Raw genomic sequence first — 15,832 nt, forward strand, 5'->3', positions numbered from 1 at the left:
GAGCCATTCATGTCCTTATCAGCGAACGCCCCCCTCCCCCCGATCGCCCACAAGGCCGAAGGCTCTGACCCCTATGCCTGGCTGCAGGAGCGCGACACCGCGGCGGTGCTCGACTACCTCAAGGCCGAAAACAGCTACCAGGAAGCACAAACCGCCGATCAGGCCGAGTTGCGCGAGACGTTGTTCCAGCAGATCAAGGGCCGGATTCTCGAAACCGACCTGTCCCTGCCCTCGCCCTGGGGCCCGTACCTGTATTACACCCGCACCACCGCCGGCGACGAATACGCCCGCCACTACCGCTGCCCGCGCCCGGCCGATGACAGCCTGACCCTCGACGAAAGCCGGGAACAGTTGCTGCTGGACCCGAACGTGCTGGCCAATGGCGGTTTCTTCTCCCTGGGCGCGTTCAGCATCAGCCCGGACCACCAGCGCCTGGCCTACAGCATCGATTCCACGGGCGACGAGATCTACACGCTGTTCGTGAAGGAATTGTCCGACGGCCGTGTCAGCGAACTGGAGTTCCAGGACTGCGACGGCAGCATGACCTGGGCCAACGACAGCCTGACCCTGTTTTTCGGCGAGCTGGACGACACCCACCGCCCGCACAAACTGCTGCGCTACCGCCTGGACGGCACGGCCGCCGAAGAGGTGTTCCACGAGCCGGACGGTCGCTTCTTCATGCATTGCTACCGCTCAAGCTCCGAGCAGCAATTGCTGTTGTCGGTGGGCAGCAAGACCACCAGTGAAATCTGGGTGCTGGACGCCAACCAGCCGCAGCAGGCCTTTACCTGCATCGCGCCACGGGTCGAAGACCATGATTACGATGTCGACCACGGCGTACTGGACGGCCAATGGACCTGGTTCATCCGCACCAACCGCGACGGCATCAACTTCGCCCTGTACACCGCCGCCGATACCGGCGTCGCCCCCGTCGAATCCACCTGGCAAAACCTGATTGCCCATAGCGATACGGTGATGATCGACGGCCTGAGCCTGAACGCCGGCGCCCTGACGTTGAGCCTGCGCGAAGGCGGCTTGCCGATCATCGAAGTTCACCCACAGGACTTGCCAAGCTACCGGGTACAACTGCCGGACGCGGCCTACAGCCTGCATGTGCAGAACAGCCTTGAATTCGAAAGCCAGCGGATTCGCCTGCGCTACGAAGCGTTGAACCGTCCGGCGCAGATCCGCCAGCTCGAACTGGTCAACGGCGAGCAGAAAGTCCTCAAGGAAACCCCGGTGCTCGGCCCGTTCGACGCCGATGCCTACGTCAGCCAGCGCCTGTGGGCCACCGCGCCGGATGGCACCCAGGTGCCGATCAGTTTCGTGGTCAAGCGCGAAGCCCTCGGCAAGCCGACGCCGCTGTATCTGTACGGTTACGGCGCCTACGGACAGAGCCTCGACCCGTGGTTTTCCCATGCGCGCCTGAGCCTGCTCGATCGCGGCGTGGCGTTTGCCATTGCCCATGTGCGCGGCGGCGGCGAGCTGGGTGAAGCCTGGTATCGCGCCGGCAAGCAGGAACACAAGCACAACACCTTCAGCGACTTCATTGCCTGCGCCGAACATCTGATCGCTTCCGGTTTGACCACCGCGCCGCAGTTGGCGATCAGCGGCGGCAGCGCCGGCGGTCTGTTAATCGGCGCCGTGCTCAATCAACGCCCGGAGCTGTTTGGCGCCGCCGTGGCCGAAGTACCGTTCGTCGACGCGCTCAACACCATGCTCGATCCGGACCTGCCGCTGACCGTTACCGAATACGACGAGTGGGGCAATCCGCAGGAGCCGGACGTGTACGCTCGGATCAAGGCCTACGCGCCGTACGAAAATGTCACCGCGCAGGCGTATCCTGCGACGCTGGTGATCGCCGGCTACAACGACAGCCGCGTTCAGTACTGGGAGGCGGCCAAGTGGGTGGCCAGGTTGCGCGCGACCAAGACCGACGACAATCTGCTGCTGCTCAAGACCGAACTGGGCGCCGGGCATGGCGGGATGAGTGGTCGCTACCAGGGATTGCGTGACGTAGCGCTCGAATATGCATTTTTGTTCAAGGTTCTGGGGATCGCCTGAGGAACTTGGCTTAAGGTGCCTGTCTTAATTCCCGGCACCACACGCCGATACAACATTACCGCCCTCCCGTAGGAGCGAGCTTGCTCGCGATGGATTCAAAAACGCCGCGGGGTGTCAGGCTCCCAGCGTTATCGTTGGCGACCATCGCGAGCAAGCTCGGCTCCTGCAGGGGGAAGAATTTCGGTTCGAATTACAAAAAAGACCGCACGACATGTCAGAAACGACCTTGCTGAACAACGAAATCCGCGACTGGCTGATGGACTGCGGCCTGTTCAACCAGCTGTTGCCGGCGGACTTTGCCGCGGCCTCGGGCTATTTCAGTATCAGCACCATTGCCCAAGGCGAAGAGATTTTCCATGAGGGGGATGCCGGCAGCTTCATGTGCATCATCCACACCGGCCAGGTGGCTGTGCAAAAAACCACCAGCGACGGCCAACTGGTGACCATCGCCACCCTGCGCAGCGGCCGCTCGTTCGGTGAGATGGCGGTACTCGACGGCGAACGCCGCTCGGCAAGCTGCGTGGCGGCGAGCAACTGTCAGTTGCTCAACCTGGGCAAAGATTCACTGGAAAAAATGCTCAACGACGCCCCGAAGATCGCCGCCAAGATCATCCGCGCCCTCGCCGTGTCCCTTTCCAAGCGCTTGCGCATGGTCGACGGGCAACTGCTGTCGCAGCAGGTTTAACCGCCGGGCGACTTGACCTTGGGCGGATTCTGCTCGATTCCCGGAACCGGTTGATCCTTGGTGGGCGGGCTGGGCATATCGATCGGCACCAGGGGTGGGCCGCCACTGCCGGCTCCGACTTTAGGAACAACCGCCGGGGTGATCTGCGGGTACGGTGTGGGTGTAGCGGTGCCTGGGGAACCGGGCATCGGTGCTGGACTGACGGGCGTGACTTGCAGCGGCTGGGCGGCTTGCACTGCAGTAATCGAGAGCGCGGCCATAGCAATGACCGTTAGAATGGTGCGCTTCATCAATGACTCCGTTGGCCTTGTTGTCATGTGCAGGCTACTCCCAACTGCGTCCGTTTGCCTTCCCTCCTGCCGCCATTTTCTCCTCAAGTGAACCCCATGAAACGTTTCGTACTGCTCGACACCACCCCAATTCCCGAGAACGGCGGTGCTCTGTGCCTGTTCGAATACGGTGAGGATTTCGTCATCAAGATCCAGGGCGGTGACGGCGGGCAACTGATGAACACGCGCATGCACGGCTCCGAGGATGCCTTGGCCGAGATTCCTTGCCGCAAGGTCGCCGGACGCCCCAATTCCCGGGTGTTGATCGGTGGTCTCGGCATGGGTTTCACCCTCGCCTCGGCGCTCAAGCATCTGGGCAAGACCGCCGAAGTGGTGGTCGCCGAACTGGTACCTGGCGTGGTTGAGTGGAACCGCGGCCCACTGGGTGAAAAAGCCGGTAAACCCTTGCTGGACCCGCGCACTGTCATCCGCATGGAAGACGTGGCCAAGGTCTTGCAGGCCGAGCCGCAAGGCTTCGACGCGATCATGCTCGACGTCGACAACGGCCCCGAAGGCCTGACCCGCAAAACCAACAGCTGGCTCTATTCATCCGAAGGCCTGGCCGCGTGCGCCAGGGCCCTGCGCCCCAAAGGCGTGCTGGCGGTCTGGTCGGCCAGCGCCGACCGGCATTTTTCCGACAAACTGAAAAAAGCCGGTTTCAAGGCCGAGGAAGTTCAGGTCTTCGCCCACGGCAACCGCGGCACCCGCCACACCATCTGGATTGCCGAGAAGCTCAAGGGCTGAGCTAAACTCTGCTGTATAACCGTCATTAGTCTTTTACAAAGGTGAACCCATGAGTTCGTCCACCCCAACCAACACGTCGAAGCTGGATCGCATCCTGGCCGACAACCAGCGCGACAAGGAAATGGGCTACCGCGACAAGGCCCTGAAGATGTACCCGCACGTGTGCGGCCGCTGCGCCCGGGAATTCTCCGGCAAGCGCCTGAGCGAGCTGACCGTGCACCACCGCGATCACAACCACGACAACAATCCGCAGGACGGATCGAACTGGGAGCTGCTGTGCCTGTACTGCCATGACAACGAACATTCGCGCTATACCGACCAGCAGTACTTCGGCGAAGGCTCGCTGAGCACGCCGAAGATCGCCAAGGCGACGCACAATCCCTTTGCGGCGTTGGCCGGGATGATGAAGAAAGAAGACTGAAGATCTCTGCAGGCCTTACTGGCCTCTTCGCGGGCCAGCCTCGCTCCTACAGGTAATACGCAATCCGTAGGAGCGAGGCTTGCCAGCGAACGACTTCCTGACACCACCAATCTCAAACTGACCACCCCTCCCCCAATCCCCGTATAATCGCGCTTTTTTCCCAAAGGCACCCCGCAAGTGGCAGACAAACGCTACAGCTGCATCGGTTTGTACAACCCCAAATCACCGGAGAACGTCGGTTCCGTGATGCGCGCCGCTGGCTGTTATGGCGTGGCGTCGGTGTTCTACACCGGCAAGCGCTATGAGCGCGCCGCCGACTTCGTCACCGATACCAAGCGCGTCCACTACGACATCCCGCTGATCGGCATCGACGACCTGAAAAAGATCCTGCCGCTCAATTGCGTACCGGTTGCCGTGGAGCTGGTCGAGGGCGCCCGCCCGCTTCCCGAGTACACCCACCCGGACCGCGCGCTGTACATCTTCGGCCCGGAAGACGGCTCGCTCGACAAGGAAATCCGCGACTGGTGCGAAGACGTGGTCTACATCCCCACCACCGGCTGCATGAACCTGGCTGCCACGGTCAACGTCGTGCTTTACGATCGCATGGCCAAGGGCCTGAATACCCGCTCGGGGCCGAAATTCCGCTGATTTGCGCAACATTGGATGGAACGAGCGGGCAAGATCGGCAGTCAGCTTGAATATCGACCTACCAAAGCCCCACTGCCTGGAGACAGATCATGAGCGAACTCAAACGCGTAGAACGCATCGATTCCACCCCGTTCCAGAGCCCTTCGGAGCACAACGTTCAGGGCTGGGAACGCCTAGGCTCCCTGGCCGGTGGCGTGGTAATGGTCGGCAAGGGCCTGCGTCGTGGCGGTATCTTCGGCTTGATTCAGGTGGCCATCGGCGGCGTCGCCCTGGCTCGCGGCATCACCGGCCATAGCTCGGCGAAAAGCCTGCTGGAGAAAAGCCGTCAGGACATGAACAACGTGCGGGCGAAGATTCAGCGGGCGGGTGAAGAACTGAGCCAGTTGAAGGCCAATGCCGAGGCGGCGACCAGGACGGCGACGGTTACCGGCAATGATTCGTTGAAATCGCCTAAACCGTAAAAGCGAAAAGATCGCAGCCTGCGGCAGCTCCTGTACAGGTTTCGAATTTCCCTGCAGGAGCTGCCGCAGGCTGCGATCTTTTGATCTTTATTGCAGTAAATCAGTGTCCAGCACCTTGGAAGAATCCCCGATCACGCTCTCACTGAGCTGAACGAATTCCTTGGTATCCAGGCTTCCCAACCGCATCGCCCCGCGCAGCACATCATCCAGCGAACGCTTGTTGCGGGTCTTCAGGCGAATCTCGCGGTCCAGCTCCTGCATCAGCACCACGGCCTTGGCGATCTGCGCCGGGCTGACCTGTTCGCTGCGCAAGGTGGTGACTTTCTGGCCGGCCTTGGTCAAGCGCTCCTGCAGACTCTGATAACGTTCATCGCTCATGCCGCCGGCGCGGCGCACCAGTTCGATGGCGTAGTACTCGGCGAAACCTTCGCTGATCCAGTCGCTGCGCTGCTTGTCGTTGATCCGTCCGAACAGCTGCGCCAATTCCCGCACCAGCGCGCTGCTGCCGCTTTCGCTGACCAGCGGCAAGTGAGTGTTCAGGTAAATCGACTCATGGGCCGCGAGGCTGCCGCGCCACATGGGATCGTTGGCGCCGACAATCAGCAGTTTGGTGGGATGGCGGTCATACACCGCTTGCACCTGCGGCCAGACGAACGTCAGCAGGGTCAGAACATCCATGCGCCGCATGCCCTGCCCCTGGGGCGAAGCCACGGTCACTTCGGTTTCCCCCAGGCGGGTACGGCGGCTGCCCAGGTTACCGGCGAGCATCCAGCCGGTCGGCCGGTCGAACAATCGGGAAACGTTGTCGATGCGGAATTTGTTCTTGCCGATACGTGGCCAGGCGGTTTCGACGCTTTTCCAGCCGTTGGGCAATTCGAATTCCAGGCGTGACACCAACTCAATGCCGTCCTGCTGATCGAGCCGGGCCGGCGGCACCAGATCCTCACCGCGCAGCAGCGCCCAGTTCGGCGTCATGCGGGTGTCGAAGCTGCCGTTCTTGCGGGCGTGGCTGACGTGAACGCGGTAGGTCAGGCTGGCCTTGTCCGTGGCCGGGCGCCAGACGCCGCGGGCCTGCGCGCCCGGGGTCAGTTGCCACTGGCCGTCGGCCTTGAAATCGCTGTAGCGGCTGCCGTCGCCCAGGTCGAAATCCAGGCTGCGCACCGCCGAGCCCTGGGCCAGGGTCAGGCGCACTTCTGCCTGTTCACTTTGCGGCAACAAGCGCACGTGGTAATCCAGATCGACCTTCTTCGCCGCCCACACGGGCGAGCTCAGGGCCAGAAGCCCAACGACCAGCGCCCGCCGCCATCCCACAGCCATACACACTCCTTGGTGAAATCCGAACTCGTCGTGGCGATCAACCCGCGCGGAAAATCAGATGATCTTCCCAGTCCTCTTCCGGCACGCTGCCTTCGGCCAGCATACGCCCGGACTGGGAGATACGTTCGTGATGCACAGCGTCGCGGTCGCCGCACACCAGGTGATGCCACAACGGCAGGTCCTTGCCCTCGCTGACCAGACGATAACCGCAGGTCGGCGGCAGCCATTTGAACTCATCGGCCTTGCCCGGGGTGAGCTGGATACAATCAGGCACCGAGGCGCGACGGTTCGGGTAATCGCTGCACTGGCAGGTTTTCAGGTCCAGCAGTTTGCAGGCGATGCGCGTGTAATAGACGCTGTTGTCTTCTTCGTCTTCGAGCTTTTGCAGGCAGCACAGACCACAGCCGTCACACAGCGATTCCCATTCCTCCTGATCGAGTTGATCGAGGGTTTTGCGTATCCAGAACGGTTCGACTTTGGCGGCCATGTCTCAAGCATCAACATCAGGTGGTGAAAAGGCCGCCAGTCTAGTGCCCAAGGCCCCCGGGGCCAAGCACTGGCGACTGCCGGTAGATCGGGACTTGTCAGTTTTTGCGCCGACCAGTAGCTTTGCCAGTCGCAAGGCGCCCTGCCCGCGTGCCATTAACGCTCGACCGCGTTGCATTACGGTGAATCGCCACGGCGCCCGACAAACCTCACTGCCCAGCTCAACTGCGCCCGCAGGTTTGCGACACCCTCACTTTCAAACGTAGCAAGGAATCTCTTGATGAGTGCAAACCCGCGCATTGCCGATTACGTCATCCATCCTCAGTTCACCGATCGCTGGTCGCCTCGCGCCTTCACCGGCGAAGCCATTCCCGTCGAAACCCTGCTGAGCTTCCTCGAAGCCGCGCGCTGGGCGCCATCGGCGTACAACTCGCAGCCATGGCGCTTTCTCTATGCCCGTCGCGACACGCCGAACTGGGAGCGTTACCTGGGCCTGCTGAACGAGTTCAACCGCAGCTGGGCGCAACACGCTTCGGCCCTGGTGATCGTGATCTCGAAAACAACCTTCACCGCCCCCGGCGCCAGCGAAGAAACCCCGGCCCTGTGGCACACCTTCGACACCGGTTCCGCCTGGGGTCACCTGGCGCTGCAGGCGAGCATCAGCGGCTGGCACACCCACGGCATGGCCGGTTTCGACCAGGAGCTGACCCGCAAGACGTTGAACATTCCAGAAGGTTATGCGCTGCACGCCGCCGTGGCGATCGGCAAGCTGGGGGACAAGGCATCGCTGGCCGAGTACCTGCAAGCCCGTGAAGAGCCGAGCCCGCGTCGTCCGTTGAGCGAACTGGCTGCCGAGGGTGATTTCACCCTGTAAAAGCAAAAGATCGCAGCCTTCGGCAGCTCCTGCAGGTGTACACATGACCCTGTAGGAGCTGCCGCAGGCTGCGATCTTTTCGCCCGCGTTCAATACCCGCGATTGAAATCCACTTCCCCGCGCAACCCCTCACCCGCCTGATAAGCCCGCAGGTTCTCGACAAACAGTGTCGTCATCAACGATGGTGAAGTCGGCGCCGAGCTGTGTCCGGTCAGCAGCAGGCCCCAGGCCGTCCAGAACGGGTGACGTTGCGGCAGCGGCTCCTGACGGCAGACATCGATCACCGCGCCCGCCAGATGCCCTTCCTTCAAGGCGGCCACCAGGTCCGCATCGACCACCGCCACACCGCGACCCGCGTTGATGAACAACCCGGTCGGCTTGAACTGCTTGAACAGCGCCGCATCGTAGATATCGTGGGTGTTCGGCGTATTTGGCAGCAGGTTAACCACGTAATCCACTTGCCCCACCAATCGCGGCAAATCTTCCAGGGACCCGACCTCGATAAACGGTGCCTGCTCGCGGGCTTCGCTGGCGACGCCATACAACTCCACACCGAAAGGTACCAGGAACTGCGCCACGGTCTGGCCGATGTCGCCGGTACCCACGATCAGCACCTTGCGCCCGGCCAGGCTCTGGCCATGACGATTGTCCCACTTGCGCTCGACCTGGCTGACCAGCCGCGCCAGTACTTCCCGTTCATGACCGAGCATGTAGGTGAGCACGTATTCGGCCATGACCTGACCGAAGATCCCCACGGCGCGGGTCAATCGATAGTCACGCGGCAGGCCCTCGGCGAGCAGCGGCGTGATGCCGGCCCAGGTCGATTGCATCCATTGCGGTTGATGGCCCTGGCGCAACAGTGTGGCCAAAAGATCGGGCTGGCCGAGCCAGACCGGACACTCGGCGGCCTGCCGGGAAAGTTCAGCGGAGTCGCCGCTGGTCAGTACTTCAACGTCCGGCGCGGCCTCACGCAATAGCTGGAAGTAGACAGGATGGTCGTGTTCGGCAATCAGAACGCGCATGCTTCAACCTTTCAAAAAAGCGCTGCAGACAACCGCGGACGCCCTTTTGCTGCGCGTCGCGGCCATCGCCAAAATCATTCCAGAATGTCACAAGGGCCCTGAACAGAGCCTGTCGGCCGGTTAAACCGGGTCGTTGCGTCGCAGCAACTCTTCTGGCAGGTGCTCGATGTATTCCTCTTCGGCGGGCGGCATTTGCAGGTGATAGCCCTGCTTTTCAAGGTTCGCCAGCACGACGCCGATGTCCTCGCGCGACAGTTTGCGCTCGGGGGTCAGCACCAGGTCGAAAGCGTGGATGGCTTTGCCGAAGGCGGCCATCAGGGCTTCGGGAACGCGCTCCAGTGCATCGCTTTTGAGCACATAGAGGTACATCTCGTTTTTCTTCGAACTGCGGTAGATGGAGCAGATATGTTTCAAGGCTGTTCTCCGGCGGTGGCCAGGCTGTCGAGCAGCGCCTGGCCCATCAATTCGCGGCGCCAGCCACGCAGCGAATCAGGCAATTGATAGGGACCATTGGGGAAGCCGCTCTTGAGCAGGGCTTCCAGGGTTTTCTTGCGCAGCATCACCTCTGGCGCGATGTCCAGGCGCTCGGCCTCGGCCTGGCCGATGGCTTTCATCTGCTTGAGCAGCGCGGCGGCGTCCACCGGCAGCGGCTCCGGCACGGCGGGCGGCCACTGATCGGGCGGCAGACTGCCGGAGCGCTTGATCAGATCGAGCAGAAACTCGCCGTCCTGACGCACGGTGCGCGGATGCATGTCTTCGATTTTCGCCAGGGCGCCAAGGTTGTCCGGCTGGGTGCGAGCCAGTGGCCACAGCGAGTGTTCGCGAATGATGCGGTTACGCGGCAGGTCACGGACGCGCGCCTGGGTTTCACGCCAGGCGCAGAGCTCACGCAACACGGCAAGTTGTGCGCGGGACAGTTTCCACGCCAGTTTGGCGTCACGATAGACCTCGTAAGGATCGGTCTCGCGGCGCAGGTTGGCCACCAGCTCCGCGCCATCCTCCAGGACCCAGGCATATTTGTCGTCGGACAGCTTCGGACGCAGCTGTACGAAAACTTCGGCCAGGTGCAGCGCGTCTTCGGCGGCGTAGCTGATCTGGGTGTCGGACAGCGGGCGTTGCAGCCAGTCGGAACGGGTTTCGCCCTTGGGCAGCTCGATGCCGAGCACTTCCTGCACCAGGCGCGAATAGCCCATGGAAAAACCCAGGTTCAGGTAAGCGGCGGCCAGTTGCGTATCGAACAGTGGCGCCGGCAGGCTACCGGTGAGGCGCAGGAGGACTTCAAGGTCTTCGCTGCAAGCGTGCAGGACTTTGACCACCGCGCGGTTTTCCAGCAGCGCGGCCAGGGGCTGCCAGTTGTCGATGGTCAGTGGATCGATCAGGTAAGCGCGCGAGCCATCGCCCACCTGCAACAGGCCGGCGATCGGATAGAAGGTGTCGACCCGCATGAATTCGGTGTCGAGGGCAACGTAGGGCAATTGCTGCCATTCGGCGCAATGCCGGCCGAGGCTATCGTTGTCGCGAATCCAGTGAATTTCGATGGCCACACGGCTCTCCCTTGAAGAATGGCGCGCAGTATATATCGCCTCCGGCGATTTCCGCGCATCCACTGAACGAGAGCGTCTGCGAAAATACCTGATTAACAAAAAGAATAGTCTGACAAAGCAGGGTTAGCCGATCTTACAGAGCACGTAAACCCGCATCGGCGAGCAGGCTGGAAAGAAGTCCTGAAGGCTGAGCACACGGAAACCGGCCTGCCTGAATTCAGCCTCCACCTGCGCTGTGCAGGGCAGTGATCGGCCGGCAAGCCTCTCTATGTCCGTATGCCTGGCCTTGAAACGACCGCCAACCCGGACCGCTACGATGACCGTGTCGCGGCTGACCCGGTGAAATTCGCCGAGCATCGCCAGACGATGCTCGGGGTTGGACAGATGCTGAAACAGATGCATGCAAAAAATGCTGTCCACCGCATTTTCCGACAGCCCGATGGTGAAGGCGGAACTTTGAAAAGTCCTGATCCGCTTCAGCAGGCTTTGGGAATGGTGGGTCCGGGCATGGTCGAGAATGCCCTGGGAGGGATCGGTGGCGAGAATCACCCGGTTGGCATGTTCGGCCAGCACCGGCCACAGGCGCCCGACGCCACAGGCCACATCGAGAATCAGACCCGGCTCACCCGCGACCTTCAGCGCATGGCGCACCAGTTGCTGCTCGCGCCATAACGCCAGGCGCCCACTCAGACTCTGCGCCCGAGGCTGCAAGCAGACGCGGGCATGCTCCTGGTCGTAGCGCCGGGCAAACTCGAGCTCGATGGCCGTGAGGGACTGGGGCATGGGTGCGTTCAATCCTTGGCCAGCACGCCGTCGATCACCGCCCCGCGACATCCGGCGAACATGTCCAGATCCTGGTTGTAAACCTTGCTGTTGACCTCCAGCAGACCCAGCATCGAATGGAACAGGTTGTCCTGGCTCAGGGGCTTTTCACGGCTCAGTTGCAGGCAATGGGTGTCCACTGAATACGACTTCTGATAGCTGTCGGAGAACCAGGCCAGCATCGCCACATGTTTCTGTTGTTCCGGCGCCAGCATGTAAGGCGTGCCGTGCAGGAACAGGTTGTATTCACCCAGGGATTCGCCGTGGTCCGACAGATACAGCATCGCGGTGTCCACCTTTTCCTGGTTGCTGCGCAAGATATCGATCAGGCTCGACAGCACATGGTCGGTATAGACGAGCGTGTTGTCGTAACCGTTGACGATACTTTCGCGACTGCAATTGTTCAGCGCATTACTTTCACAGACCGGAGTGAAGTGTTCGTATTCTTTCGGATAACGCTTGAAGTATTCAGGGCCGTGGCTGCCCATCTGGTGCAATACCAACACGGTGTCCTTATCCAGGTTATCGATGAAGTGCTGCAGGCCTTGCAACAGGATCTCGTCGCGGCACTCACTGTTGGCACACAGCGTCGGGTCTTTCAGGTTGCTGACATCTTGCAGAGTGACGCGATCGCATGTGCCTTTGCAGCCGGACTGGTTATCGCGCCAGATAACATCCAGGCCCGCACGCTTGAGCACGTCCAGCAGACCTTCTTCATTCTTCGCCTTGCTGGCGTTGTAATCCTTGCGCCCCATGTTGGAGAACATGCAGGGAACAGACACAGCGGTCTCGGTACCGCAGGAACTCACATCGGTGAACGCGATCAGGCCGGCTTCCTTGTTCAGTTTTGGCGTGGTGTCACGGTCGTAACCAAGAACGCCGAAGTTCTCCGCCCGGGCACTTTCCCCCACCACCAGCACCGTCAGGGACTTGCGGCTGCGATTTTGCACGGCTGGATTGCGCTGGGCATCTTCACCTATTTTGACAAAGGGCTGCTGAGCGGAGGCTACCTGTTCACGCAAATACCCGAACGAGGCGCCAATGTAGTTGCTCGGCACTACCATCAGGCGCAATTCATGGTGATTGCGAAACAACGAAGAAAGTCCCTGGTAGTTAACCAGCGCTACACCGCCAATAACCGCAACCGATGCAAAGGTCACCAGAACTTTACTTAACAGCTCACGGTGCCAGCGACGGAAGTTGATCGGTGTTTTCCACACCAACCAGGAAGGCAGAACACCCAATATCAAAATATAGCCAAGCAACTTCAACGACAGTAAATCGCGCACTTCGGTCGCGTTGGTTTCGGCAAAGTTGCGAAACATGCCGGCGTCGATCAATACACCGTACTGGCTCATGAAGTAAGCCACGCCGGCGCTGATCATGAACAGCAGCGTCAGGACCGGCTTCATCACAGGCCGAAACGCCAGCAACGTGAGCACGATGTTGAAGGCGGCGAGGATCATCGCGCCGAACGCCACGCGCATCACCACGCCCTTTCCGTCGGCGGCAGTGATTTCAAACAGGTGCTGCCACAACACGAAATTGAAGGCAGTCAATAAAAAGGCGCTGGCAATCAGCGTCACCCACTCCGGGCGCACGGCTTTAATCTTCAACATGGCAATCGGCTGTTCCTGAAAAGAAGTGCCGCCGATAAATGTGAAAATTTCATTTACCGCGACAGCACTAATTCTGGGCAGCCGACCATCAATTTTTTGTGAAAAAGAAGCCAACGATTAGTTGGCTTGGGGAATTGCAGTGAAACTTTTGAATTATTTGAGAACTGTTCAGCATTGATTCAGCTCTCGCGGGACGAGCCTGCTCGCCCCTGCCTGTTCAGACGCCAATGGCTGTCTTGGTATACGACTCGCGGTCGATATCGAGAATTTCCACGCACAGCTGGACTTCCACGCCCGCCGGCCATTCACACAGATCCTTCACCACCGCCAACAGGCTTTCGGACAGCTGCTGCTTGATCTGCGGCGAACGCCCGCTAAGAAGCGCCAGCTTCACATGCACGAACGCCCGCTCCGCCATTGCCGTGCCGACCTTGAATGTCTCGACCTTCACCGCACGACTCTTGATGTCGAATTCGGCACCGAACTGCCCGGACCCCACCAGCGTGTTGTTAAGTCGCATCAAGGCGACATCGGCATTGAGCTCGGGCAGGTTGGCGGTGTATTCCAGGTGCAGGTGAGGCATGACGTGACTCCTGTTGTTCGCTTAAAAGCTCGGTGAAAAGTGGCTACATATAACATGCTGCAGTTCAGGTCATTGGGACAGCGACATCAGATTGCGCTCTCCCATGTAGGTTTCAATCCGTGAACGCAGCCAGCGCTCGGCGGGGTCGCTGTCGACGTGACTGAGCCAGACCATGCACAGCTCAAGCGCCGGCGTCGGAAACGGAAAGCCTTCCTTGAACAACAGACCCGACGCGGCCATTGCCTCGGCGGTGTAATCCGGCAGGCTGGCAATCAGGTTCGTACCGGCCAGCAACGCTGGCAACGAACTGTATTGGGGCACAGAGAGCACCACCTGACGGGAACGGCCAATTTGCGCCAGCCACTCATCGGCATAGCCGCTGACGTTGGCGATGTGCGAAACCAGCACGTGTGGACGTGAGCAGTACTCATCGAGGGTCAGCGGGGCTTCAGAGGCATCGGCGCGCAACACGCTGGCCTGGATGCGTCGCAACAATTTGCGCTTGGCGTTGGCCGGCAAGGCGCGGGTCTGGGTGACGCCGACCGTGATATCGCCGGATGCCAGCAGATCGGAAATCCGCCAGTGGTCGACGGTCTGTACCACGAACACCACCTTCGGGGCTTCCTGGCGCAGCGCGTGCAACAGCGGCGGCAGCAATCCGTATTCGACGTCGTCGGACATGCCGATGCGGAACGTCATGGTGCTGTTACCGGGATCGAAATCATGGGTCAGGCTCAACGCCGCCGACAACGAATCGAGCGCTGGCGACAAATGCCGGAAAATCTCCTCGGCCCGTGCCGTGGGTTCCATGCGATGACCGACGCGAATGAACAACGGATCATTGAACATGGTACGCAAGCGATTGAGCGCCGAACTGATGGTCGGCTGGCCGAGAAACAGCTTGTTTGCCACTTTGGTGACGTTGCGCTCAAGCATCAGCGTTTCAAACACCACCATCAGATTGATGTCGGCCTTGCGTAGTTCGTTGCGATTCATCCATTGCCCCCGCCTTTTTAACTGTCGACAGTTTAGGGAGGTGTAACAATCTGCGTCTATGCAACAACACAAATGCGTCAGGCATTTTTTACATTTAATGCAATTGAAGTCACAGCGTTCGATCACCGGTCATCAAGGCCGCATGTCCGGCACTCCCTTGGTCCGACAGGAACGGCCTTCCCTGGGATCAGCTGGATACGATCTGCCATACGTTCAGGCACGGTGGGTCGATCTGATCGAGCCGGCGGCGGAAAATCCTTCAGAAACGAAAAAGCCCCTGAAATGTTCAACCATTTCAGGGGCTTAGTCGTATTCAATAATGGCGGAGAGATAGGGATTCGAACCCTAGGTACCCGCGAAGGTACAACGGATTTCGAATCCGTCCCATTCGGCCACTCTGGCATCTCTCCAACGGCGCGCATCATAACAGCACATTCGCAGGAAGCGAACCCCTTTCGCGAAATATTTCTGTGCTATCAGATGCTTGCGTCGGTTAAAGCGGTACGCCCAGACGGTTGGCGACTTCTTCGTAGGCTTCGATGACGTCACCGAGGCCCTGACGGAAGCGGTCCTTGTCCATCTTCTTCTTGGTGTCCTTGTCCCAGAGGCGGCAGCCGTCCGGGCTGAACTCGTCACCCAGGACGATGGAGCCGTCGCTGAACACGCCGAATTCGAGCTTGAAGTCCACCAGCAGCAGGCCGGCGTCGTCGAACAGCTTGCTGAGGATCTCGTTGACCTTCAGGGACAACTCTTTCATGCGAGCCAGTTGCTCGGCAGTGCCCCAGCCGAATGCCACGACGTGGGATTCGTTGATGAACGGGTCACCCTTGGCGTCGTCCTTCAGGAACAGTTCGAAGGTGTAAGGGTTGAGTTTCATGCCCTCTTCGACGCCCAGGCGCTTGACCAGGCTGCCGGCGGCGTAGTTACGCACGACGCACTCGACCGGGATCATGTCCAGCTTCTTCACCAGGCATTCGTTGTCGCCCAGCAGCTTGTCGAACTGGGTCGGCACGCCGGCGGCTTCGAGTTTCTGCATGATGAAGGCGTTGAACTTGTTGTTCACCATGCCCTTGCGATCGAGCTGTTCGATGCGCTTGCCGTCGAACGCCGAAGTGTCGTTGCGAAACAGCAGGATCAGACGGTCAGCGTCGTCGGTCTTGTAAACCGACTTGGCTTTGCCGCGGTAGAGTTCTTCACGTTTTTCCATGATGGGCTCC

Annotated in this window: 18 protein-coding genes and 1 tRNA gene; 7 read left to right on the forward strand and 12 right to left on the reverse strand. The window is 60.3% G+C overall.

The window, feature by feature from the left end:
• Positions 1 to 9: 9 nt before the first annotated feature.
• Both HNO86_RS06350 and HNO86_RS06355 read left to right on the forward strand, forming a co-directional pair.
• Positions 10 to 2,064 carry a S9 family peptidase gene (locus HNO86_RS06350; protein ID WP_175376160.1) on the forward strand — a complete coding sequence of 685 codons (2,055 nt, stop codon included), beginning with the start codon at positions 10 to 12 and terminating at the stop codon, positions 2,062 to 2,064.
• Positions 2,065 to 2,275: 211 nt separating this feature from the next.
• Positions 2,276 to 2,749, forward strand: coding sequence for a cyclic nucleotide-binding domain-containing protein (locus HNO86_RS06355; RefSeq protein ID WP_077046467.1), 474 nt, complete (start codon positions 2,276 to 2,278; stop codon positions 2,747 to 2,749).
• On the opposite strand, the gene HNO86_RS06360 is transcribed toward HNO86_RS06355, so the two are convergent.
• Positions 2,746 to 3,039 (reverse strand): hypothetical protein, encoded by a 294-nt coding sequence (locus HNO86_RS06360; protein WP_175376161.1) that lies wholly within the window; start codon positions 3,037 to 3,039, stop codon positions 2,746 to 2,748. The genes HNO86_RS06355 and HNO86_RS06360 overlap by 4 nt on opposite strands.
• A gap of 96 nt (positions 3,040 to 3,135) precedes the next feature.
• Between HNO86_RS06360 and HNO86_RS06365 the strand changes: the two genes are divergently transcribed.
• The 4 genes from HNO86_RS06365 to HNO86_RS06380 all read left to right on the forward strand — a co-directional run bounded on the left by HNO86_RS06365 (position 3,136) and on the right by HNO86_RS06380 (position 5,352).
• Positions 3,136 to 3,822 (forward strand): spermidine synthase, encoded by a 687-nt coding sequence (locus tag HNO86_RS06365; RefSeq protein ID WP_175376162.1) that lies wholly within the window; start codon positions 3,136 to 3,138, stop codon positions 3,820 to 3,822.
• A 49-nt stretch (positions 3,823 to 3,871) separates the two neighbouring features.
• Entirely contained in the window at positions 3,872 to 4,243 is a 372-nt protein-coding gene (locus HNO86_RS06370; RefSeq protein ID WP_175376163.1) for a YajD family HNH nuclease, read from the forward strand.
• A gap of 177 nt (positions 4,244 to 4,420) precedes the next feature.
• The gene (locus tag HNO86_RS06375; protein ID WP_007911337.1) at positions 4,421 to 4,891 is read left to right on the forward strand and encodes an RNA methyltransferase; all 471 of its coding nucleotides are present in this window, start codon (positions 4,421 to 4,423) and stop codon (positions 4,889 to 4,891) included.
• Between the two features lie 89 nt (positions 4,892 to 4,980).
• Entirely contained in the window at positions 4,981 to 5,352 is a 372-nt protein-coding gene (locus tag HNO86_RS06380; protein ID WP_175376164.1) for a DUF2892 domain-containing protein, read from the forward strand.
• Between the two features lie 87 nt (positions 5,353 to 5,439).
• Here HNO86_RS06380 and HNO86_RS06385 read toward each other — a convergent pair whose 3' ends face one another.
• On the reverse strand, positions 5,440 to 6,669 hold the full coding sequence (locus tag HNO86_RS06385; RefSeq protein ID WP_175376165.1) for a hypothetical protein: 1,230 nt from the start codon (positions 6,667 to 6,669) through the stop codon (positions 5,440 to 5,442).
• A 37-nt stretch (positions 6,670 to 6,706) separates the two neighbouring features.
• Positions 6,707 to 7,156, reverse strand: a complete 450-nt coding sequence (locus HNO86_RS06390; RefSeq protein ID WP_175376166.1) for a YcgN family cysteine cluster protein — start codon at positions 7,154 to 7,156, stop codon at positions 6,707 to 6,709.
• Positions 7,157 to 7,435: 279 nt separating this feature from the next.
• On the opposite strand from HNO86_RS06390, the gene HNO86_RS06395 reads away from it, so the two are divergent.
• The gene (locus HNO86_RS06395; RefSeq protein ID WP_175376167.1) at positions 7,436 to 8,029 is read left to right on the forward strand and encodes a nitroreductase family protein; all 594 of its coding nucleotides are present in this window, start codon (positions 7,436 to 7,438) and stop codon (positions 8,027 to 8,029) included.
• Positions 8,030 to 8,118: 89 nt separating this feature from the next.
• Here the strand turns inward: HNO86_RS06395 and HNO86_RS06400 are convergent, their stop codons facing one another.
• The 9 genes from HNO86_RS06400 to purC form a co-directional block, all read right to left on the reverse strand.
• Complete coding sequence (locus tag HNO86_RS06400) at positions 8,119 to 9,051, reverse strand: D-2-hydroxyacid dehydrogenase (protein WP_175376168.1); 933 nt, start codon at positions 9,049 to 9,051, stop codon at positions 8,119 to 8,121.
• Positions 9,052 to 9,171: 120 nt separating this feature from the next.
• Positions 9,172 to 9,465: a YcgL domain-containing protein gene (locus tag HNO86_RS06405; protein WP_175376169.1), complete on the reverse strand. Its 294-nt coding sequence runs from the start codon at positions 9,463 to 9,465 to the stop codon at positions 9,172 to 9,174.
• A complete protein-coding gene (gene rnd, locus HNO86_RS06410) occupies positions 9,462 to 10,595 on the reverse strand; it encodes a ribonuclease D (RefSeq protein ID WP_175376170.1) in 1,134 nt (377 codons plus the stop codon). The genes HNO86_RS06405 and rnd overlap by 4 nt, the downstream gene beginning before the upstream one ends.
• A 123-nt stretch (positions 10,596 to 10,718) precedes the next feature.
• Positions 10,719 to 11,378 (reverse strand): class I SAM-dependent methyltransferase, encoded by a 660-nt coding sequence (locus tag HNO86_RS06415; protein WP_175376171.1) that lies wholly within the window; start codon positions 11,376 to 11,378, stop codon positions 10,719 to 10,721.
• A gap of 8 nt (positions 11,379 to 11,386) precedes the next feature.
• Positions 11,387 to 13,036, reverse strand: coding sequence for a phosphoethanolamine transferase (locus HNO86_RS06420; protein WP_175376172.1), 1,650 nt, complete (start codon positions 13,034 to 13,036; stop codon positions 11,387 to 11,389).
• 217 nt (positions 13,037 to 13,253) lie between these two features.
• A complete protein-coding gene (locus HNO86_RS06425) occupies positions 13,254 to 13,619 on the reverse strand; it encodes a 5-carboxymethyl-2-hydroxymuconate Delta-isomerase (RefSeq protein ID WP_175376173.1) in 366 nt (121 codons plus the stop codon).
• A gap of 69 nt (positions 13,620 to 13,688) precedes the next feature.
• Complete coding sequence (locus HNO86_RS06430) at positions 13,689 to 14,615, reverse strand: LysR substrate-binding domain-containing protein (RefSeq protein ID WP_175376174.1); 927 nt, start codon at positions 14,613 to 14,615, stop codon at positions 13,689 to 13,691.
• Between the two features lie 320 nt (positions 14,616 to 14,935).
• Positions 14,936 to 15,025 (reverse strand) — tRNA-Ser (locus HNO86_RS06435).
• An 83-nt stretch (positions 15,026 to 15,108) separates the two neighbouring features.
• The gene (purC, locus tag HNO86_RS06440) at positions 15,109 to 15,822 is read right to left on the reverse strand and encodes a phosphoribosylaminoimidazolesuccinocarboxamide synthase (RefSeq protein ID WP_110966859.1); all 714 of its coding nucleotides are present in this window, start codon (positions 15,820 to 15,822) and stop codon (positions 15,109 to 15,111) included.
• Positions 15,823 to 15,832: the final 10 nt, after the last annotated feature.

Origin of the sequence: Pseudomonas sp. C1C7 (assembly GCF_013359595.1) — a bacterium.
Classification (GTDB): Bacteria; Pseudomonadota; Gammaproteobacteria; order Pseudomonadales; family Pseudomonadaceae; genus Aquipseudomonas.